The following is a 20,722-nucleotide window of genomic DNA, read 5'->3' on the forward strand; positions in this document are numbered from 1 at the left end:
ATTCCGGCGCCACGAACGGCGGCGATGCCGCGGCGTCGCGCCCGCGCAGGCTCAGGCTGAACCGGAAGTACCAGCGAACGGCGCAGCTGATGACGATAGCGGGGAAGCGGTGGCCGTGATAAAGCGATTTCGTCTTCTTCATCGCTTTATTCTACTGCTACACCTCCAGCAACCTGACAGTGCCGATTTGTGCAGTGGAGACCTGCGAAGCCAGATTGGGCACGGCAGACAACGTTGCTGCCCGCCGGCATTGGGCATTGACGCTGGGTGACGAATCAAGCGTGATCCAGTGACCTGACAGTATAGGCGCGCGCATAGTCGATGGACCCTTGAGCTGACTTTCGTCGCCGACGCTTTCCGAATGAAGGTTCGGGAAAGCCTCTTACATCCGCAGCAACTGGTTTGCATTGATGATCGCACTTGCGATCTGCTCGATCGGCGTGCGATCGGTCATCGATTTTGCGCGCAACAATTCGTATGCTTTGTCCTCGGAGATGCCATTGCTTTGGCTGAGTATGGCTGTCGCGCGCTGGATCTGTCGTCGCTCGCTTGCTTTCTCGTCGTTGCGCTTCACGCGGCGTTCGAGTTGAAGGCGATTGCGATGCTGAAACATCGTGATTGAAATGGCCGTCAAGACACCGAATGATCGGACCGGAGAGGAAATTACGCAATGAGCGTCCAGTTGCATCGCCGCCTCGATGATGATGGGATTCTCGTATGTGACGACGGGAATGACGGGCAGTGGATCGCGTCGTTCGCGCCACTTCAGTTCGACCGCGAGTGATTCCGGACGAACGGCGAGAAACACCAGATCGACGCTGTCCGGCAATTCGGCTGCATGAGGCCAGAACGTGCAGACGCGGCATCCGATCAGATTCAGTTGCGCGACCAATTCCGCACGATCGTCGTCATCGGGATGGATCACGGCGACATGTAGCGAGCGGATCGCCCGCAGAATTTCGGGCGTACGGGCGGTGTGGAAGGGCTTCATTCGCGCACTCCCGCTCGCACTTCGAGCGCGGGTGCGCGCCGGTCATCGTCGAACGCGATGACGAACGGATCAGGGCGTACCCAGTCCGGAGATTCGCTCAGGATGTCGAATTGGGCGCGCGCGTTCAGACGTCCGATACGTGGACGCAGGTAGGTGTGGTGATTGCGCTCATCAATCCTGACGCGTCCTTGGGGCGCGTCGAATTCGAGCCCCGGCAGAGCGCGCAGTAGCGCATCGGGCTCGGCACCACCGGTGCGCCGCATCGCCTCCGCGAGCAGATGCATCTGGAAATATGCAGCTTCCCAGCACATGTCGGTGACCACATCGTCACCGAAACGGCGCTGGAAACGCGCGAGCACGTCTCGATTGACCGGCGTGTCGACCGACTGGAAATACGGCGCCGACGTAATATGGCCTTCGCCGATATCGGCACCCATCGCGGTAAATTCCGTTTCGGTCGTCGACAGCGTCGCAATCGGGCAGCGCGCGGGATCCAGGCGGGCTTCCGCGTAGGCGCGATACAGATGCGCCATCCCGATGCCGACCACGGTCGAGAAGATGAAGTCAGGAGCCGCGGCAACGATTTTCTTCATCGCGTCCTGATACGCCTCGTAATCCGCATTCAATGGCAGGTAGATTTCGCCTGCCTTCTCACCGCCGCTTTCAAACACGAGGTCGCTCATCACGCGATTCGCCTCGTAGGGATAGATGTAGTCGGAGCCGATCATGAACACACGCTTGCCGTGATGGCGCAGCATGTAGGCGGCCAGCGGGAAGCTGTTCTGATTCGGTGCTGCGCCCGTGTAGAACACGTTGCGGCTGCATTCGAAGCCTTCATAAAGCGTTGGATACAGCAGCAGTGCGTTGTGGCGCTCGAGCACCGGCAGCACGGCCTTGCGCGTACTCGACATGTAGCAGCCGACCACGACGCGTATCCGCTCATTGGCGATCATTCCGGTCAGCAGTTCAGCGTAGCGAGACGGACGCGATGCGGGGTCGCAAAGGACGAGCTCGATCTCGCGGCCGTCGATGCCGCCGGCCTCGTTGATCTCCTCGGTTGCGAAGCGCGTTGCGCGTTGCTGAGAGCATTCGATCGGGGCAGTCACGCCGGTTTCGGAAAGTAGGACGCCGATCCGGATCGGGTCGCGATGCGATGAAGTCATGAGAGAGGAAAAGCAACGGTAGGAGGAATGAGGCTGCAAGGAAGCTGCAAATGCGCACGGCGCAACATTTCGCACTGTCATGCTTTACGTGCCCGCTGGCTCAACGACGTGACCATAACTGATTCGCGTATCGAAAAGCAAACCCGGTCCGGTCGGACGCAACGGTATGGAAATTTTTCTGAGCGGTTGTGGCTCGTCCGTTAAATTTTCGCTTGCAGCGGAATTTTCGCCAGGATATGTTTTCGCCATGGCAGCGGAATTGTGTTCCTTGCCACCGAGTACACACTGATTGCGCGGTGTCGGACAAAGGCGTCCGATACTGCAACGGCCACTGAAGCCCGACGTCCAGCACACGCTGGTCGTCGGGCTTTTTTTCTTCATTTTTCTTGAAGGTAGCGATGACAGCCGATCGACGTACGTTTCTCAAGAGTGCCCTGGCGTCCGCCGCCGCGGCTGCGTTTCCTGCCGTTGCGACGCTGGCGAGCCGCTCGGCAGCAGCAGCCACGGAGCCGATCAAGGTCGGCATTCTGCATTCGCTGACGGGCACGATGGCGATTGCCGAAGCCCATATCGTCGACGCTGAGAAGATGGCGATCGACGAATTGAATGCGAGCGGGGGCGTGCTCGGCCGGCCGATCCAGACGGTCGTCGAAGACGGCGCGAGCGACTGGCCGACCTTCGCCGAAAAGGCCCAGAAGCTGCTGGAGAGCGACAGGGTGTCGGTGATCTTCGGCTGCCACACGTCCGCCTCGCGCAAGGCGGTGCTGCCGGTGATGGAGCGTTATAACGGCCTGCTGTACTACCCGTGCTATTACGAAGGCCTCGAGATGTCGAAGAACATCATGTACACCGGGCAGGAGGCGACGCAGTCGGTGATCCCCGCGATCGGCTGGCTCGCGAAGAACAAGGGCAAGAAGTTCTTCCTGATCGGCTCGGACTACGTGTGGCCGCGCACGATCAACCGGATCGCACACCCGGTGGTGGCGAAAGCGGGCGGCACGATAGTCGGTGAGGACTACTTCCCGCTCGGCGCGATGGAATTCTCGTCGGTGATTGCCAAGATCAAGGCCGCGAAGCCGGACGTGATCCTGTCGACGGTCGTTGGCGGCTCGAACGTCGCCCTGTTCAAGCAGTTGAACTCGGCCGGTATCAATGGGCACAACCAGGCCATCATGGCGCTCGCCGTCAGCGAAGAGGAGGCATACGGCATCGGCAGCGACAACCTGGTCGGCGTGCTGAGCTGCATGGGCTACTTCCAGAGCATCGACACGCCCGGGAACAAGGCTTTCGTGAGCGCGTTCAAGAAGCGCTACGGCCAGAATCGCGTGCTCGGCGACACGATGGAGGCGAGCTACACGTCGGTGCATCTGTGGAAGCTCGCGGCCGAAAAAGCGAAATCGCTACAGGTCGAGAACGTGGTGGCCGCGTCCTCGGGGCTCGAATGGGACGCTCCAGAAGGCAAGGTCCGCTTCCACACGAGCAACCATCACCTGTGGAAGCACGCCCGGATCGGTGCGTTCCGCGCGGACGGCCAGGTCGACATTCTGTACGAGTCGCCGCTGATCGAGCCGAATCCGTTCCCGAAGCTTTGAGCGCGCGCGTTGGCGCTTCTGGCGTGGCCGCCCCGGCCACGCGTTCTTCCGGTGATCGACTATGACTCCCGATTTGTTGCTCACGCAGGTCTTCAACGGCCTGTCCTTGTTTACGGTGCTGGCGCTCATGGCGCTAGGCCTCGCGATCGTGTTCGGCCTGATGGGCGTGATCAACATGGCGCACGGCGAACTGATGGCGCTCGGCGCGTACATGACCTATCTGTGCGCGCAAGTCTTCCAGCGCTGGCTGCCGTCGCTGATGGGCGTGTATTTCCTCGTCGGCATCGTGGTCGCGTTCTCCACTACGTTTGCGGTGGGGGTGCTGCTCGAACGCGTGATGATCCGCCGCCTCTACAAACGGCCGCTCGATACGATGCTGGCCACCTGGGGCCTGTCGCTGGTCTTGCAGCAGGTCTTTCGTCAGCTGTTCGGCCCCGTCGACGTCAGCGTGCCGACGGTGAGCTGGCTGCAAGGCGCGTGGCCGCTCGGGGGCACTACGATCCCGCTGAGCCGCTTGTTCATCATCGGATTGACGGGCTGTGTCGCGTTGGCGGTTTTCCTGTTTCTGTTCCGCAGCCGCTGGGGACTGCGCATTCGCTGCGTGATGCAAAACCGCGCGATGGCCGGCGCCGCCGGTATCGATGCGCAGCGCGTCGACGCCGTGACGTTCGGGCTCGGCTGCGGGCTGGCCGGGATCGCCGGGAGTGCGCTGACGCTGCTGGCCTCGACGGGGCCTGTCACCGGCCAGCAGTACATCGTCGACACCTTCGTGGTGGTGGTGTTCGGCGGCGTCGACAGCCTGGTCGGCACGTTCCTGTCGGCGTTCTCGATCGGTCAGATGCAGTCGCTGCTGGAACTCGTACTGAGCGGCTCCATGGCGAAGGCCTCGATCCTGATGCTTGTGATCGTCGCGCTGTATTTCCGGCCCAACGGCCTGTTCGCCCTCAAACTTCGGCGGTGAGCCCATGAAAGATCTTTCGTCCTCCCCGGTCGCGCCTGCTGTGCGACCCAATGCGGCGGCGGCCGGCAGCAGCCTCGTCGCGTTCGCGAACCGTTACAGCGTGGTCGGGCTCGCGATCGTGCTGCTCGTCGCGATCCCGCTGTTATGCGACACATTTCGACTCGGCCTTTTCGCGAAGTATCTGACGTTCGCATTCTGCGCAGCCGGCCTGGTTCTCGCCTGGGGCTACGGCGGGATTCTGAGCCTCGGTCAGGGCATTTTCTTCGGGCTCGGCAGCTATTTCATGGCGATGAACATGAAGCTCGAGGCAACGGCCGCCGATCCGGCCGCCGCGGTGTTCGGCGGTGGCGGGGCGCCGGTGCCCGACTTCATGACCTGGAACGGCATCACCGACTTGCCGTTCTGGTGGAAACCGTTCGCGCACGTCGGATTCGTGATCCCGGCGATCCTGCTCGTTCCGGCCGGGCTCGCATTCCTGCTGGCCTACGCGAACTTTCGCAAGCGCGTCGGTGGCGTGTACTTCTCGATCGTCACGCTCGCGCTTGCTTCGATCCTGTCGATTGTGATCATCGGCCAGCAGGGCTATACCGGCGGCGTGAACGGCATCACGAACCTGCCGACATTCATGGGCTACAACGTGCAGAGCAACGGTGCGGTGCGCGTGCTGTACTACATCGGCGCGGTGCTGCTGCTCGCCATCGTGCTGCTCGGCCGCTTCATCGTGCGCAGCCGTCTCGGCAAGGTGCTCGTCGCGATCCGCGACCGCGAGGACCGGATCCGCTTCTCGGGCTACGACACGGCGATGTTCAAGGCGTTCGTGTTCGCGATGGCCGCGATGTGCTCGGCGATCGGCGGCGCGTTGTTCACGCTGCAAGTCGGTTTCGCGTCGCCGTCGATCTGCGGAATCGTGCCATCGGTGGAAATGGTGATTTACGCAGCCGTAGGAGGGCGTCTGTCGATGGTCGGCGCCGTCTACGGCGCGCTCGTGGTCGGGGCCGGCAAGAGCTACCTGTCGGAGCATTTCGTCGGCTTCTGGATGTATCTGATCGGCGCGCTGTTCATCGTGGTGCCGATGTATCTGCCGAAGGGACTGGCCGGATTACTGCAATCTTTCGCGCCTGATAGGGAGGGCACGCAATGAACGGCCTCGTGTTGTCGGTCGAGAACCTGACCGTGTCGTTCGACGGCTTCAAGGCCATCGACAAGCTGAATTTTTATGTCGATGCGAACGAATTGCACGTCGTGATCGGCCCGAATGGCGCTGGCAAGACGACGCTGCTCGACATGATCTGTGGCAAGACAAAGCCGACGTCGGGCACGATCTGCTTCAACGGGCTTCATCTGGAACAGATGCTTGAGTACCAGATTACGCGCGCGGGCGTGGGACGCAAGTTCCAGAATCCGATGGTGTACGAAGAACTGACGGTCGAGGAAAACCTCGAGATTTCCTACCCGCGCAAGCGCGACGTGCTCGGCTCGCTGTTCTTCCGACGCGACGCTGCGTTACGCGAGGCGATCGACGAGATCGCCGGGAAGATCTTCCTGTCCGACCAGCTTGGCCGCCGTGCGGGGCTGCTGTCGCACGGGCAGAAGCAATGGCTCGAAATCGGCATGCTGCTGATGCAGGATCCGGCGCTGCTGATGCTCGACGAACCCGTAGCCGGGATGAGCGCGAAGGAACGGGAACTGACGGCCGAGTTGCTGCGTGAAATCGCGCGCGGGCGTTCGGTGATCGTCATCGAGCACGACATGGAGTTTGTGAGGTCGATTGCGCACAAGGTCACGGTGCTGCATCAGGGCAGGAAACTCGTCGAAGGACCGATGAGCGCGGTGCAGCAGGATCCGCGCGTGGTCGAGGTCTACCTGGGACACTGAAGATGCTGAATGTCGAAAACCTGAACGTGTACTACGGCGAGAGCCACGTGCTGCACGACCTGAATTTTTCTCTCGCGGCCGGTGAAACGCTCGCAGTGATGGGCCGCAACGGTATGGGCAAGACCACGCTGATGAAGGCGATGATCGGCATGATTCCGTCTCGCAGCGGGCGCATCGAACTGAACGGCTGCGATCTTGCGCAGGCGCGCAGCGATCGTCGCGTGTCCGCTGGCTTCGGGTTCGTGCCGCAAGGGAGGATGATTTTTCCGAATGTCTCGGTCGAGGAAAACATCCTGAGCGGCATGGAGCGGGTGCGTCGCCCGACAATTCCCGACTATATCTTCGAGGCGTTTCCCGTGCTCTGGGAGATGCGGGGGCGGCGCGGCGGCAATCTGTCCGGCGGCCAGCAGCAGCAACTCGCCATCGCGCGCGCCCTGGTCTCGGAGCCAAAAGTCCTGATCCTCGACGAACCGACCGAAGGCATCCAGCCGTCGATCATCAAGGACATTGCGCGCACGCTGAACCGGCTCAAGACGGAACGCGGCTTCGCGCTGCTGGTGTCCGAGCAGGTGTTGTCGTTCACGCTCGACATCGCCGACCGCTTCCTGATTATCGAGCGCGGCCGCTTCGCGCACGAGGCGGCGCGCGACGGCATCGACGCCGACAAGATCATGACGTTTCTGACGGTCTGACCGCTCATGGGCGCGATGGGCGTCCGTCGACGGCTGGCCACGAGACGCATGCGCCTCGCGTGCATGCGATGTTTGACCACTGAACCTGGGATGCACCATGTCGCAAACGCAAGACACCACGCCAATCGATCTCGACACGCTGACCGTCGAGCGCGTCCAAGCCGGCTTTGCCGAGGGCCGCTTCACGGCCGAATCGCTGGCACGCGCGTGCTTCGCTCGCATCGATGCGCTAAACGATCAGTACAACGCGATAATTTTCCTGAACCACGCAGCACTCGACGACGCGCGCGAGATCGACCGGCGCCGCGCGGCGGGCGAGGCATTGGGGCCGCTGGCTGGCGTGCCTGCCGTGATCAAGGATCCGATGGACATGGTCGGCTTTCCGACTACGGCAGGCTGGTCGTTGTTGTACAGCAAGACTGGCGGTGTCGATCTGATGCCGGCAACCGATTCGCCAGTGGTCGCGCGGATGCGCGCGGCTGGCGCGATTCTGCTCGGCAAGACCAACGTACCGGTGCTCAGCCATTCCGGTACGCACGCCGACGACAGCTGGGCCGGTCCTACGCGCAACGTCGTGATGCCGGACCGCGTACCCGGAGCGAGTAGTGCCGGTACCGCGGCGGCCGTTGCGTCTGCAATGGCTGTGCTTGGGCTTGCCGAAGAGACCGGGGGCTCGATCCAGAACCCTGCATCGTCACAGGATCTGGTCGGCATCAAGCCGACGATCGGCCTCGTGCCGAATGCGGGTGTGGTTCCGCTTTCAGGTAATCGTGATGTGGTTGGCCCGATCGCGCGAACCGTGCGCGATGCCGCGCTTTGCCTCGACGTGCTGGCGGGCTACACGGCCGAGGACCCCAAGACCCTCGCGTCGGTCGGACACGAACCGGAGGGCGGCTACACCGCAGGTCTGCGCGCCGACGCGCTGATGGGCAAGCGGATCGGTCTGTATGGCGCGGGATGGCGGGCGCAGCCGCTCTCGGATGAAGCCGCGCATTTGTACGAGCGCACGAAGCAGGAATTGCGGGATGCAGGGGCGACGCTCGTCGACGACCCGTTTGCCGGCACCGGCTTTGCTTCGCTCCGCGAGCCGACGGCGCCGCTTCCGAATTTCGACGCGCGAGGCCTCGAATCGATTCCGTACGATCTTGAGCAGTATTTGAAGCGTCTGGGGCCGGATGCCGCTCTGAAAACGTTCGCCGAGTTTGCGAAGGCGACAGCGGCTCAGGACGTGTTTGCGCCCGGCGAGATTCTTGGCTATCTGCAGAACCTCACGCAGTTCAGAGCCGCGCTCGCCAATCCGGCGAGTCCGCCGGATCTCTCTGAATTCATTGAGTTGAAAGCGAGGTATCTGAAGATTTTCGATGCCGTGATGACGGAACATCGGCTCGATGCACTTGTGTTTCCGCAGATGCGCAGCGAACTGCCCCTGTTCGGGAGCAAGGAGACTATCCAGGAAACGACGGTGGGGGAACTGAATATCGCCGGGTTGCCGGGCGTGACGGTGCCGGCCGGATACTACGAATCGGGATCCCCGTTCGGAATTATCTTCGTCGGGCGGCAGTGGAGCGAGGCTGCCTTGATTGCTATGGCCTACGCGTTTGAACAGGCGACACTCCATCGTAGGGTACCAAAGCTGGGCTAGGCGGACCGGTCGGGGATAAAAATATCGCTGCACTCGGCTTTAAAGACGGAGGTTAAGGCGCCTGTGGCGAACATCTAGGAAGTACCTGTTGCCTCTCTCTTTAATGCAACTAACGATCAACGAGATCATCTTACCCGAACGCCTACCCGCGACATTCAACGGACTGCTTTCCATAAGCTTGGCGGGAGGGGGAAGTGCTGAATGCTCAACTAAGCGGTCAGTGAGTCGGGATCTTGCAGTCCGGACGGGCACATAGTGACAGGATGCGCGAATTGGCATGGAGAAGACAAAATGTCGCTTATCATCGGCAATAATGGGACATTTTTGCGTTTAGCTACGGTGGGCAGTGACGTGTGGCTGGTGAACGAAACGCGTGGCACAGATAGGGGTGGGGCGTTCTGATGCGCATGCGGACTCGACTCTGATCGGTCGCCGGTGAACGTTGCGTGCCTGCGGTGGCCCTCCGGGGCGCTGAATTGATACTGTCACGGGGAGGCTGTAACGGTGGTCCGCAAGTGACGGTGAATGATGGTTTTTCGTACCCGCCCAGAGCGCTTCGAGTTGGTGACGAATGGAGCGTTTGAGGCGCGGTAGTGAGGGTGGGGCGGCGCGGATACACTCGCGCCTCCGGCTGGCGCTACTCAACGCAGCCGCGATAACTAACTTGTCGAGTCAGGGAAGTCTGGACGGAGCTCGGCTTCGATCTGGTCGATTGTGGGTAGTCCTGTTTCCATTGCTGGCGGCACTTCACGCATGAGCTGGTATTCGGCTACGCCCATCGGCTTAGCCATGCCACGCAAGGCGTATTCGGCCACAAGCCGGTTTTTCTCCTTGCACAGCAGCAGCCCTATGGTCGGCTGGTCTTCCGGCGCCTTGACTTGGGCGTCAATCGCGGACAGATAGAAATTGAGTTGTCCGGCGTATTCAGGCTTGAAGGGCGTCGTTTTCAATTCGACGACGATATAGCATCGCAACTTCAAGTGGTAGAAAAGCAGATCAATGAAGAATTCGTCGCCGCCTATTTCCAGGCGGTATTGGCGGCCAACAAAAGCAAAGCCGGCGCCCAGTTCGAGCAGGAAACGGGTGATGTGCTGCGTGAGCGCACGCTCGATATCGCGCTCCTGAGCGCTTTCGGTCAAGCCCAGGAAGTCGAAGATATACGGGTCTTTCAGGGCGTCCCGCGCGAGATCGGATTGTGGCGACGGCAGCCGGTCGGCGAAATTTGTCACCGCGTTGCCAGCACGCGAGTGCGCCGCGGTCTCGATCTGCATGATCAGGACGCTTCGCGACCAGCCGTGTTCGAGGGATTTTCCCGCATACCAGAGGTGCGTCGTCAAGCTTGTCGAGCAAGGTGACAACGTGGGACCACGGTAATTGTGCAACGGGCTGTTGCACAAATTCCTGCTGCGGAAACGCCTGGGCCAGCGCGCGCATGTATTTGAGGTTGCGCGGGGAAAATCCACGCATGTCGGGAAACGCCGTCTTGAGATCGCGCGCCAGACGGTCGATAACCCCGGCGCCCCAGCCCTGGGCCAGTTGTCGCTCAAGAATGTCGCGTCCGATCTGCCAGTAAAGGGTTACCAGTTCGCGATTTACGCTGGCCGCCGCGCGTTGCCGTGCGTGCTCGACGCGCTGTTTGACGTCGGCGAGCCAGTCTCGATAATCTTCGGCCCAGACGGGATTGGCTGGCTCGTTGGTCATGCGCGATTTTATTGGGCTGCGGTTGTCGGATCGGGGCGAACGCGTACAGGGTACTGTCAGACAGCGAGCAGTGCTAGCTGCGGCCACGTTTCCATTATAGCATTCAACCCCAATTGAAATATCGATAATTTATATTATGTTAAATTATGCGCGCAAACAAAAGCCCGCACGCGGCGGGCTTTTCGCTGGGGTGCTGGAGCGTCAGAGCTTGAGCATCGCCCGCACGACAAAGCCAACAGCCGTGACGCAGCCCACGCCCACGATCGCAGCCATGTAAATCAAGGCTCGCGACTCTTCCGACATGTGATCGAGATGGAGTAGCTTGGTCATTAGATTTTCCCTGTGGTTTTGAGGCGCACAAAGATCATTATACATAGCACCAGAACTGAAAGCACGATAGACGCAATCGCGAGGATGTAGCGCTTGAATCCCGCCCGGCTGAACAGTCTGGGGCGAGTCGCGCCTACCGCAAGGGGCTTGAGCGGCGATACCGCCCCGAACGCTGCGACCAAGCCCGCGAGACCACCCAGCAAAAACAGGGCAATATCAACATCACTGACCCAGTCCACGCTGATCTTGCCGCTCTGCCACTCGTGCAGATCATGATACGCCGCCACCGCCCAGCCCACTGCGATATAGCCAAGCTGGCCGTCGCGAAACGGCGCGACCAGCTTGATGCGGTCAATAATGTCCTTCGACAGGCCCCCGTCCCCACCAGCGAGCAAGTGCACCAGCAGCACGACCCCCAGCCCGACGATCGGCGCAATGATCGCCACGCCCGCATTCACCCATATCCAACCGAGCATCAACCCTCCATCGCCTGTTTGAGGTCGCGCGAGAACGAGTCGGCCTCCAGCTCGGCATCGATCCAGATCATGCGGTCGTAGAGCGCTTGAAGGTCAGCGAAGCTGCGACCCATCGTCACCTCGCTAACGCTATCTTCGAGACAGAATAATGGCGCTGCACTCCCGTTTTCGAGATATTCCCAAAAGACATAATCGAGCCGCAGGTGACGCGGCTGGATACGGATCAGGTCGCGCGCGAACTCGGTGGTCGGCGCGCGCAGCGCTTCCTTCCATTCGAGCATCACGGTGCGGTCCAGGTTGGTGTGCGTGTCGAGTGCGTAAAGCACCGCGGCGCGACGCGCCCCCGATAGCGGTGCAAGCAAGGCGCGCAGGTCGCCCAGCGTGAAGGTCTTGTAGGTCATGTGCCTCTCCAAAGATCCGCACATGATACTTGCCCGGTTTACCTGCTGTCGATAGAGGAACTGCAGCTTTGCTTCTTCCCATACGCCAGGCAAAAGTGGTATGGGATTAGAAAGATCAAGAACATGATCGTCCCCTTCCATCCCGGTATTGCATAGTGACCAAGAAGTGCCAATGTGGCCTGTATCCACGTGACGATTCCGGCGGATAACCAGATGACGAACATGCACGAAAACGCGAGAACGCCTTTGCCGAGACCTTTCATCGTGGATTCCGATTTCCTCATCACCAAAAGCACGGCGACCCCCGCGAGAAACGGAATACTCCAGAAGTAGTCCTGAACGGCGCGGAGCAGGTTTGCGTCAAGCTCAGCTTTTGCGACGGAGGCTAACGTTATGACGGCAGCTATAGCTGTAGCGAGCAGTCCCAAAATCGCCTTCTCCATCAGATCGAATAGCGTCGTCATCGCTGTTCCCATGCGAGTTGTTTTGGCGTTTATAGCATCAAAAGGCCCGCATTAAGCGGGCCTTTGGTCAGGATTCGCGAAGACCTGTGAGGCGATACTGCACGCCCGTCGCGTCTGGGTCGAACTGCTTACCCGTGTCGCGGCGCGGTTCCCACGTTTCAGGCCAGGCCAGCGCGATCAGGAGGGTCTCCAACTTCGAGAGCACCACGGTCGGCCGCCCTTCCCGGTTCACCACGCGGATCACCGGCAGAACGCCGCGCGCCGGTGGCGGGAAGTGCATCACGGCCCACACGCCCGAGCAGTGCGTGGCCCATGTGAACGCCTGACCGCGCGCGCGCCCGAACGTGAAGGTCTGAGGATCTTCGCGTAGCGCGCGTGCGATGCCCGCTGCCACCGGGCGCACCGCACGCAGTGCGAGCAGCACATGCGTGAAAATCTTCATGCTGCCGCGCCCTCTTTCTGCGTCGCCGCCGGCTGCGCAGCGATCGTGGCCGTGACGATACCCGAGAGGGCCATCACCGACAGGAGCGCCACCTCGACGCCCTTCGCGTCGATCATGCGGCAGCCGCCCGCGCCGTCGAAGTTGACATGCGAGCGCCACGGGAACGGCGAGGCTTCGCGGCTCGTCGCCATCGTGATCATGCCGGCACGCCCTCGCCGTTGATGGCCGCCTCGAGCTGCTCGCGGCAGCGCGCCAGATTGTCGGCCACGTCCTTGTCGATGCGCACGCAATCTTCGGCGAAGCGCAGCAGGAAGAACGAGTGCACGTTGCTCGACGCGAACGGCGCCATGATGTCGTTGAACACGACCTTCATCACGCGGCCTTCCCACGCGGACCAGCCCGCTTCCAGCCCGTCGCGCATCTTCTCGTTCTTCATGGTGACGTCCACCACGAGCTGGCCGCACGAGGTTTCGCACGTGATCGAGCCGGGGCGGCCTTCGTTCTTCGTGCCCGCGCGGCCCGGCACGATCGCCTTGAGCACGAGGTCGGCTTCGGCTTCGACCTTCAGTTTCACGACGTCCGGGTTGCCGCTGTTCGTGTCTTTCCAGAAGCCGGTCGGGCGCTTGATGATCGTGCCTTCCTTGCCTTGGAGCTGGAGCTCCTTGCAGTGCTGGTAGGCTTCGCGCAGCGAGTGCACGATCTTGGTCGGGATGACGCGCACGTCGCTGCCCGGCACGCGGGCCAGTTGCATCAGCAGCGCCTTGAAACGCTCGCGATAACCGACGTGATACTCGCCCTTCGGCACGACCACGTGCAGCGGAATCTGGTCCCACGCGAGAAAGAGCGGCTGCTCGTTCGCGGCGAATTCGCCGCCCGCGGCCACGCGGTTGACGATGCTGTTGCCGATCTCACGATCCGCAATCACGCCATCGACCAGCACGAGGATCTCGCCGTGCGTCTCGGTGCCGCGATCGAGGCGCGCCTTCGCTTCGGCCACGACCCCGCCGAACTGATCGAGCGGCAGCGGATTGCCCTGGCGCGTGCGCAGCTCCACGTTGCCGTCGTCGTCGTGGTCGAGGTTGTCGTAGAAGCCGTCAGCCTTTTCCTGGCTGAATACGCCCTGCTCCCATTCCCACTTGTTGAACTTCGCCTTCTTCGGCAGCACGCAGCGCATGTAGGGGAACTCGGCGATGAGGCCCGGCATGCCCTTGTTCACCGACGACTCGGAAAAGCCCGCGCGCAGATCCTTGCGGATGATGCGCTTCAGAAGCTCGGCCAACTAGGGCGTAGTTTATGGTTACTTACTGGGATCCCTTTGATTTCCGTGCATTTTTCCGATTAGCCCGCGCTTGACCTTGGTGAGGCATTGCCTTCCGGCCCTCGAACATTTTTTCTTGTAATCAGCGGCCTGCTGACTCCCCATCGCGGACAGTCATGGCGTGAGCGCAAGGGGCTGCTGCGCAGCGCACCCCTTAACCTGGGAGAGTGCATCACGTCAGTACCCTCGCGATTGCAGCATTCGCTCGCGGCGGGTAGACATCATGCGTTTGATTCAAAACGGAATTTATAGCGGACCACAAGGCGAAGGCGCGTCGGCCTTAGATGTCCCTAACCGGAAAGCTGCACGAAAATCAAAGAGATACCAACTGGGTGGGTCAGATTTACTTCGGCGTTTCGCCGAAAGGTCAGGATTCAGTCGGCGTTGACATGTCCACGCGGACACTTAGCATCTGACCTTCAGCCTGCCATTGGTAGGGCGTCGTTTATTGACGGCTTACCATCAATCCGCGACAAGATCCGCCCACATGCGAACGGTGAGACCGCAATGCGGGCTCTGTCTGAGGAAGCTCGTGTGGGAGCTATCGGTATTACACAGGCTACCGAGATTAAATACACGAATCACCTGACTCTGGTCGGCCTTCTGCCGGATCGCTATCGGCTGTCCACGACCTACTCCGTCGCGGTGAGCAAAGGATCGTCTTCCGACGCGACGGCGCGTTCGCTAATAGAACTGCTTACATCGTCGGCGACACGGGACATACGACACTCCTGCGGATTCGAGTCAGCGACCGGTGGCCACCTCGCGTGAATGCAAAGACAGGCCTCCTCGTCCATTGAGGGTGCTTTGGGCCCGGGACCCCTGACGAAACGACCTGGCCGATTGGCGCATGAATTCGACGGCTTGACGCGCCATGGGTGGCCCGATGTCCAGACACCGAGGTCGGCAAGCCCTCGGGGAAACCAACGACACAATTACGCGGGCCTAGAGCCCCGGCTAGTCTGGCCATCGAATGAGGCTTGAATAGACTCTCCGAGAAAGTTGACGGCTTGCCCGAGATTGCCAAGCTGGGCGGGCCGAACCAGCCAGACGTCGACGCTCAGGTCAAAGTCGCTTACCTCGACAACGGATACTTCGTCCTTCCATTCGCTGTTCTCCAGTACGCCGCGCGGGACAAGGCCCAAGCCAAGTCCGGCGGCAACCAGTCGCAATTGCATGTCTGTACCGTGGGTATCCACGCCCAGTCGCAGACTTTTTCCCGCTGAGTCCATTGCTGCTTCAAGCGCTGCGCGGTACCCACACCCTTGAGGGTTCAATACCCACTCCTGGGACGCGAGCGACTTGATCGAATTGACCGCCTCCACAAGCGGCTTGCTCCGACTCTGAACAACAAGTACCTCGAGCCTCGCCACAAAGGTCCGCGAGAAGTCCTCGTGCGGAGTGCGATCACTCGAGACCATTATCACTGCCGCATCAAGCTCTCCTTGCTCCATCGTCCGTAGCAGCGCGGAGCTCCAATCAGTGCGCAGTCGCACTTCAAGCAGCGGAAATCTCTCCTTCGTCATGACGACCGCATTGAACAGAGCGATTTCAGCAACGACCTGCGGAAAGCCGAACCGTAGCGTCCCTGTCGGCTCCGCATCCTCTCTCGCGAGCTCCAGCAGCCTATCGAGGCCGCGCAGAAGGGGGACGGCCTGCTCGTAGATGCGACAGGCCACCGCCGTCGGACGTGGCGGCTTCGAGTTTCTGTCCAGAAGATCCGCCCCCAAATACTGCTCCAGGCGCTGAATGCGTTTTGAGACAGCGGACTGCGTAACGCATAGCGCAGTCGCAGCACGGGTCAGGGAGGCCTCGTCAATGACGGTGACGAAGGCTTTAAGGTCTTCGATCATAATTCCTATCCGGCATGTTAACGATGAATATTATTCGCTTTCGGAAGAGCATATCGAAGTCTATCCTAAGGACTTGCCTAGTGCCAGCTCCCGCCTAGGTATCCATACCACCGGGTGCACCTTCCAAAGGAGATAGCAATGCCCCTCGTACGAATCAATATTTCGAAGGACGCTAAGTCCGAAGTCGTCAAGGCAGTTAGCGACACGGTGTACGAGGCCATGATCAATGTGGCGAATGTCCCGAAGAACGACAAGTTCCAGATCATTTCGCGCCACTCGGAAGACGAACTGATCTACCCCGCAGAAGGCTATCTGGGTATCGACTACACGCCGGGCATCGTTTTCATCCAGGTCACCTGGAATGCCGGTCGGACGGTCGACGTGAAGAAGGCCTTCTACAAGGCAATCGCAGACGGCGTTCATGCCAAAACGGGCATGCGCAAGCAAGACATCTGGATCAGCCTCATCGACGTCGCGGGCGTCGACTGGTCCTTCGGAAATGGCGAAATGCAATACGCACCGACGGAATAACGCGCGGCAAGTACATGTCAGCTAAAGGCGGGGCTATGCGCCCCATCAAAAAAGAGCAATTGGGAGACGCAGTTCACATGGCAAGAGAAGCCGCACTACGAAAAGCAACATGCATCGACGATTTGCGTGAAATCGCGCAACGTCACGTGCCGCGCGCATTTTTCCAGTATGCAGATCACGGCTCGTATACGCAGTCGACAATGCGCGCCAATCGCGCGGACCTTGAGGCAATTCCATTGCGCCAGCGCGTCGCTATCAACGTCGACGACCGTGACCTGTCGACGACCGTGCTCGGCGAACAAACGTCGCTACCCTTCGCGCTCGCTCCAATTGGTCTTTGCGGCATGCAATATGGCGACGGGGAAATCCTTGCCTGCCGAGCCGCGCAGGAAGCTGGCATTCCCTTTTGCCTCAGCACGATGTCCATCTGCTCAATCGAAGATGTCGCCGCGAACGTAGGTGAACCGTTCTGGTTTCAACTATATGTGATGCGCGATCGCGGTTTCGTTCGGTCACTCATCGAAAGGGCTATCGAGGCCAAATGTAGTGCGCTGATGCCCACGCTCGATCTTCAGATTCTTGGGCAAAGGCACTGCGACATAAAAAACGGCATGACGGTCCCACCCGAAATCACCCTCGCCAACATCCTGGACGTCGCGACCAAGCCAACGTGGGCCTGGAGCGTGTTCAAGGGGAAGCGCAAGAACTTCGGCAACATTGCCGGGCACATTCAAGGCATGGATAACGTCAATACGCTCGCCCAGTGGATGTCGAAACAGTTCGACCCGACGCTGAACTGGAAGGACTTGGACTGGATTCGGCGCATCTGGCCAGGGAAAATCATCCTGAAAGGAATTTTGGACGTAGAAGACGCGAAGATCGCTGCGGACCTCGGAGTCTCCGCCATCGTCGTGTCAAATCACGGTGGGCGTCAACTGGACGGGGCGAAGTCATCAATATCTATGCTGGAACGGATTGTGGACGCCGTCGGCGACAAGGTGGAGGTGCTGTTCGATGGTGGTGTGCGCACAGGACAGGATGTTCTACGTGCGCTGGCCCTCGGTGCACGTAGCTGCATGGTCGGACGAGCTTTTATCTATGGTCTCGGTGCCGGTGGACAGCCGGGCGTGAGCAAGGCAATTGATATTCTCCGTAAGGAGCTCGATGTTTCGATGGCGCTGACTGGGACGCGCGCAGTACGCGACATTACGCCAGCCATTCTTGCACGGCACTAACTTGATCGCGACATCGGCCAATAGATAATCCGTTGTCGCACCACCGACCAATAGCTGAATTTCCGCAGGTCGTTAGAGAGCCCGCTGTGCAAGCCCCTTACCGAAAGACACGTTTGCCTTCCCGACCTCGTAGATCATCACGAACACATCATCTTCTCGGACATGACCGGTAGCGGTCAGCCTTCGATTCAGGTCCTTCAAAAGCTCCTTCTTCGTCTCGTCTGGACGCCCCTCGATGAACGTTATCTCGATCATCAAGAGATCTTCGGAATATTTGAGGTCCAGATAGGCAGGCGTGTGAATAAAATGCTCCCCATCCAGCTCGTTGATCACGGCATAACGGTCGGCATCCGGGATACCCAGAACGTTCACCAGTGCAGCCTGGACCGCATCAGCAATCGCCACCTTGACCTCTGCCTCTCGCCCTTTACGCAAGTTGATCTTCACCAATGGCATCGCAACTTCTTATGGGTATATACCCGCATATCACCGAAAAAATGGGGCGACCGCCCCGGGAGAGTGCGACGAATCCTCTATCGCGACTCCGTTTCCTCTACAATCGCGTTCCTACACCGTGTGCAGCGCGTTCCTGAGTCCTTGAGCCTGTTCGAGACCAATCCGCGCCTCAAATTCACTCTGGGCTTTTTCCCATAAGGGTGCACCTTTCTTCAACACCTGTCGCCCTGCGGCCGTCAGCGTGACATAAGTGCCTCGTTGGTCAGCGCCCGCGCCGGTCTGAATCAACCCGATCTTCTCCAACACCCTGACGTTTCGCCCCACCGTGGAACGATCGAGGTCAAGGTTTTCGCCCAGCTCGGATAGCCCAACAGCCTCGGACGAATCTACTCCCCGTAGCAGGGCAAACTGTGCTGCACCCACCCCAACGGGAGCGAGAGCAGCGTCATAGGCTGCGGTCAGACGACGAGCAGCGTTGCGCAGTGATGTGCAGTAGCAAGGTACGTTCATGATTGCGAGTATATACCCGCAACTGATACCTTAAAGCCAACGCTCGATGGTCACACTTCTGGGATTTGGCAAGTGGAGCTTCACGCTCCCCTTGTCAAAGACAACCATCAGCACGCTTCTGCCTTGGGGGCGGCTGCCGCTGCCTTCTTCGCCTTGCCCGTCTGAAGCAGGAACACGCCACCAAGGATGCAGAGCATTGCGACGCAATCCATGGCATGGACCGCTTCTTTCGCAAAGACGACACCAATCAAGACAGCGATGAGCGGAGGGACATAGGTCACGCTGGAGGCCGTCAATGCGCCGAGCTTTTGAACGATGTAGTAGTAGAGGATGTACGCTACGCCAGTGCCCGTCAGACCCAGCCCCACCACAAGCCCTGCTGCTGCCTGTACGTTCGTCGTAACCGCCATGATCCCGTGGAAATCCGTCACCAGGCTGATTGATACGAGCGCGAGCCCGATTTGCCACGTGGACAGGGCAAGCGGCGACATGTCAATGTTGCTCAGGTAGCGGCGAGCGTAGACGAACGAGCAGCCAACGCTGGCACACCCTGCCATCATGTAAAGCACACCCTGCAGATTCACGCCAGACGCGCTAGCGGACCAAGGCCGCGCGATCAGGAGAACGCCCGCAAGCCCGCAAACCAGTCCCACGACCATTCGAGCGGTTGGTCGCTCAGAGCGCAGCGCGACCCAGGCACAAAGGAAGGAGACCAGCGGAATCGCGCCGCTCAGCATTCCCGCTACTCCCGACGGAAGCAAAGAGGCTCCCTTCGCAAACGAGTAGTAGTACACCGTCGTGGCAAGCAACGACATCACGAAGAAGTGGTGCACATGGCGGAGCTGCTTCCACTTCAGTGCCCCTCTAAAGAGCGCAAAGACCAGGATGGGCGCAAATCCGAAGAGCACGCGCAGAAAAACGATCTGCGACGGCGAGATGAGAACGCTGGCCCAGCGCATGAACAAGAAATTGGTGCCCCAAATAAAGCCCAACAGACCAAAAGCGACGCTTGCGGGGTTCATTTCAAACCTCCAGGAAAGATATAACTGGGATGAATTCTGGGCGCTGGACAGCCCCCGGACAACCGAAATAAACTTTGGCATGCAATAGAAAAACTACGCCATGAACACACCTCCACCCCTGAAGGCTCTTATCGCGTTCGAAGCCACCATGCGCCATGGCAGCTTTTCGGAGGCCGCTGTCGAATTGCATGTCACCCCAGGCGCGGTTGGGCAGCAAGTGCAGAAGCTGGAAGAGTGGCTGACCGCCCCCCTTTTTGTCAGACAGATACGCCAGCTCATCCCAACGCCAGAGGCGAAGGCCTACTTTTTGCAGATACAGCCAGCGCTAGCGCAAATCGTCCTGGCGAGTCACAGGATTCGCGAGTCCAGGCGGCGCGGCCTGCGCGTGACAATGCCGCCAAGCTTCGCCGCGAAGTGGTTCGCGCCGCGCATGGCTGCGTTCCTGAGCGAAAACCCAGGTATTGCGCTCAACCTGACCACCTCGACCACGCTTGTCGACTTCGATTTCGAACCGGTTGATTTAGCCGTCCGGTATTTCGACGGTAGCGACGCTGATCTGTGCGTCACCCTCCTTCGAGCTGATGAGGCCAGGGCGTATTGCAGCCCGCGCTACGCGAGTGAGCTCGCATTGAAGGCGCCCGCTGACCTGGCACGAGCGACACTGCTGCATAACACGCTTCACCCTCACTGGGTGGACTGGCTAAGCAAATTCAGCGAACTTTCGCCGGATGAAATCGAATCGATTCGCGGCATTCATTTCGACCAGTCGTTGATGGCCATTGATGCGGCGCTTAGAAACCAAGGCATCGTTTTAACGAGCGCGCTGCTTGTGGAGGACGAACTGGCTAACGGATCCCTTGTCGAGCCTTTCGTATTCGCGCTTGCGCTCCGAACTGCCTACTACCTGGTCCATCCACGCGCGGAGGCGGCCGTCCCAGCCGTCGAGACACTAAAAGAATGGTTTCTCGACCAGGTCGAGGCTGGCTGACCGGGCACCGCACCGCTTGTCGAGGACTGATGCCCAAATGAAGCGGGCGCCCGAAAGTCCGTAAGCGGTAAATTCAGCA

General features: G+C 60.0%; 23 protein-coding genes and 2 pseudogenes. 11 read left to right on the forward strand and 14 right to left on the reverse strand.

Annotation, left to right across the window (positions count from 1 at the left end; translation table 11 throughout):
- Positions 1-382: 382 nt before the first annotated feature.
- On the reverse strand, positions 383-991 hold the full coding sequence (locus tag G5S35_RS37975) for an ANTAR domain-containing response regulator (RefSeq protein WP_074987285.1): 609 nt from the start codon (positions 989-991) through the stop codon (positions 383-385).
- The gene (locus tag G5S35_RS37980) at positions 988-2,154 is read right to left on the reverse strand and encodes a transporter substrate-binding domain-containing protein (RefSeq protein WP_074987284.1); all 1,167 of its coding nucleotides are present in this window, start codon (positions 2,152-2,154) and stop codon (positions 988-990) included. The genes G5S35_RS37975 and G5S35_RS37980 overlap by 4 nt, the downstream gene beginning before the upstream one ends.
- Positions 2,155-2,552: 398 nt before the next feature.
- Here G5S35_RS37980 and urtA point away from each other — a divergent pair, with 398 nt between their 5' ends.
- From urtA to G5S35_RS38010, 7 genes and pseudogenes are all read left to right on the forward strand, one after another.
- Positions 2,553-3,746 carry an urea ABC transporter substrate-binding protein gene (urtA, locus tag G5S35_RS37985; RefSeq protein ID WP_074987283.1) on the forward strand — a complete coding sequence of 398 codons (1,194 nt, stop codon included), beginning with the start codon at positions 2,553-2,555 and terminating at the stop codon, positions 3,744-3,746.
- 61 nt (positions 3,747-3,807) lie between these two features.
- Complete coding sequence (gene urtB / locus G5S35_RS37990) at positions 3,808-4,707, forward strand: urea ABC transporter permease subunit UrtB (protein ID WP_074987282.1); 900 nt, start codon at positions 3,808-3,810, stop codon at positions 4,705-4,707.
- A gap of 4 nt (positions 4,708-4,711) precedes the next feature.
- The gene (gene urtC, locus G5S35_RS37995) at positions 4,712-5,848 is read left to right on the forward strand and encodes an urea ABC transporter permease subunit UrtC (RefSeq protein WP_074987281.1); all 1,137 of its coding nucleotides are present in this window, start codon (positions 4,712-4,714) and stop codon (positions 5,846-5,848) included.
- Positions 5,845-6,519: pseudogene (gene urtD / locus G5S35_RS38000) on the forward strand (urea ABC transporter ATP-binding protein UrtD); the annotation flags it as partial. The gene urtC and the pseudogene urtD, both read left to right, overlap by 4 nt.
- 9 nt (positions 6,520-6,528) lie before the next feature.
- Complete coding sequence (locus tag G5S35_RS40400; protein ID WP_390971001.1) at positions 6,529-6,582, forward strand: ABC transporter ATP-binding protein C-terminal domain-containing protein; 54 nt, start codon at positions 6,529-6,531, stop codon at positions 6,580-6,582.
- 2 nt (positions 6,583-6,584) lie between these two features.
- Positions 6,585-7,274: an urea ABC transporter ATP-binding subunit UrtE gene (gene urtE, locus G5S35_RS38005; protein WP_074987279.1), complete on the forward strand. Its 690-nt coding sequence runs from the start codon at positions 6,585-6,587 to the stop codon at positions 7,272-7,274.
- Positions 7,275-7,371: 97 nt separating this feature from the next.
- Complete coding sequence (locus G5S35_RS38010) at positions 7,372-8,916, forward strand: amidase (RefSeq protein ID WP_074987278.1); 1,545 nt, start codon at positions 7,372-7,374, stop codon at positions 8,914-8,916.
- 659 nt (positions 8,917-9,575) lie between these two features.
- Here the strand turns inward: G5S35_RS38010 and G5S35_RS38015 are convergent.
- The 8 genes and pseudogenes from G5S35_RS38015 to G5S35_RS38045 all read right to left on the reverse strand — a co-directional run bounded on the left by G5S35_RS38015 (position 9,576) and on the right by G5S35_RS38045 (position 14,009).
- Positions 9,576-10,617 (reverse strand): annotated as a pseudogene (locus G5S35_RS38015) (PDDEXK nuclease domain-containing protein).
- Positions 10,618-10,818: 201 nt separating this feature from the next.
- Complete coding sequence (locus G5S35_RS40145) at positions 10,819-10,947, reverse strand: hypothetical protein (protein ID WP_258365592.1); 129 nt, start codon at positions 10,945-10,947, stop codon at positions 10,819-10,821.
- Positions 10,947-11,423, reverse strand: a complete 477-nt coding sequence (locus tag G5S35_RS38020) for a hypothetical protein (RefSeq protein WP_110330019.1) — start codon at positions 11,421-11,423, stop codon at positions 10,947-10,949. The genes G5S35_RS40145 and G5S35_RS38020 overlap by 1 nt, the downstream gene beginning before the upstream one ends.
- Entirely contained in the window at positions 11,423-11,824 is a 402-nt protein-coding gene (locus G5S35_RS38025; protein WP_110330018.1) for a hypothetical protein, read from the reverse strand. Before G5S35_RS38025 ends, G5S35_RS38020 begins: the two co-directional genes overlap by 1 nt.
- 38 nt (positions 11,825-11,862) lie before the next feature.
- Positions 11,863-12,288, reverse strand: coding sequence for a hypothetical protein (locus G5S35_RS38030; protein WP_146230145.1), 426 nt, complete (start codon positions 12,286-12,288; stop codon positions 11,863-11,865).
- Positions 12,289-12,355: 67 nt separating this feature from the next.
- Positions 12,356-12,730, reverse strand: coding sequence for a hypothetical protein (locus tag G5S35_RS38035; protein ID WP_110330016.1), 375 nt, complete (start codon positions 12,728-12,730; stop codon positions 12,356-12,358).
- Positions 12,727-12,930, reverse strand: a complete 204-nt coding sequence (locus G5S35_RS38040; protein ID WP_110330015.1) for a hypothetical protein — start codon at positions 12,928-12,930, stop codon at positions 12,727-12,729. Before G5S35_RS38040 ends, G5S35_RS38035 begins: the two co-directional genes overlap by 4 nt.
- Positions 12,927-14,009, reverse strand: coding sequence for an ATP-dependent DNA ligase (locus G5S35_RS38045; protein ID WP_183040843.1), 1,083 nt, complete (start codon positions 14,007-14,009; stop codon positions 12,927-12,929). Before G5S35_RS38045 ends, G5S35_RS38040 begins: the two co-directional genes overlap by 4 nt.
- A 423-nt stretch (positions 14,010-14,432) precedes the next feature.
- Here G5S35_RS38045 and G5S35_RS40405 point away from each other — a divergent pair, with 423 nt between their 5' ends.
- Positions 14,433-14,819, forward strand: coding sequence for a substrate-binding domain-containing protein (locus tag G5S35_RS40405; protein WP_181441130.1), 387 nt, complete (start codon positions 14,433-14,435; stop codon positions 14,817-14,819).
- 164 nt (positions 14,820-14,983) lie between these two features.
- Here the strand turns inward: G5S35_RS40405 and G5S35_RS38055 are convergent, their stop codons facing one another.
- Complete coding sequence (locus G5S35_RS38055; RefSeq protein WP_110329836.1) at positions 14,984-15,901, reverse strand: LysR family transcriptional regulator; 918 nt, start codon at positions 15,899-15,901, stop codon at positions 14,984-14,986.
- 138 nt (positions 15,902-16,039) lie between these two features.
- Between G5S35_RS38055 and G5S35_RS38060 the strand changes: the two genes are divergently transcribed.
- Together G5S35_RS38060 and G5S35_RS38065 are read left to right on the forward strand one after the other, a co-directional pair.
- Positions 16,040-16,432 carry a tautomerase family protein gene (locus G5S35_RS38060; RefSeq protein ID WP_110329837.1) on the forward strand — a complete coding sequence of 131 codons (393 nt, stop codon included), beginning with the start codon at positions 16,040-16,042 and terminating at the stop codon, positions 16,430-16,432.
- Between the two features lie 77 nt (positions 16,433-16,509).
- Positions 16,510-17,667: an alpha-hydroxy acid oxidase gene (locus tag G5S35_RS38065; RefSeq protein ID WP_110329838.1), complete on the forward strand. Its 1,158-nt coding sequence runs from the start codon at positions 16,510-16,512 to the stop codon at positions 17,665-17,667.
- 72 nt (positions 17,668-17,739) lie between these two features.
- Here G5S35_RS38065 and G5S35_RS38070 read toward each other — a convergent pair whose 3' ends face one another.
- The 3 genes from G5S35_RS38070 to G5S35_RS38080 form a co-directional block, all read right to left on the reverse strand.
- Entirely contained in the window at positions 17,740-18,123 is a 384-nt protein-coding gene (locus G5S35_RS38070) for a tautomerase family protein (RefSeq protein ID WP_110329839.1), read from the reverse strand.
- 111 nt (positions 18,124-18,234) lie between these two features.
- Positions 18,235-18,633, reverse strand: a complete 399-nt coding sequence (locus G5S35_RS38075) for a MarR family winged helix-turn-helix transcriptional regulator (protein WP_110329840.1) — start codon at positions 18,631-18,633, stop codon at positions 18,235-18,237.
- 107 nt (positions 18,634-18,740) lie between these two features.
- Positions 18,741-19,655, reverse strand: a complete 915-nt coding sequence (locus G5S35_RS38080) for a DMT family transporter (protein WP_110329871.1) — start codon at positions 19,653-19,655, stop codon at positions 18,741-18,743.
- A 100-nt stretch (positions 19,656-19,755) separates the two neighbouring features.
- Here G5S35_RS38080 and G5S35_RS38085 point away from each other — a divergent pair, with 100 nt between their 5' ends.
- Positions 19,756-20,643, forward strand: a complete 888-nt coding sequence (locus tag G5S35_RS38085; protein WP_110329841.1) for a LysR substrate-binding domain-containing protein — start codon at positions 19,756-19,758, stop codon at positions 20,641-20,643.
- Positions 20,644-20,722: the final 79 nt, after the last annotated feature.

The organism is Paraburkholderia tropica (assembly GCF_014171495.1).
In the GTDB taxonomy this organism is placed as follows: domain Bacteria; phylum Pseudomonadota; class Gammaproteobacteria; order Burkholderiales; family Burkholderiaceae; genus Paraburkholderia; species Paraburkholderia tropica.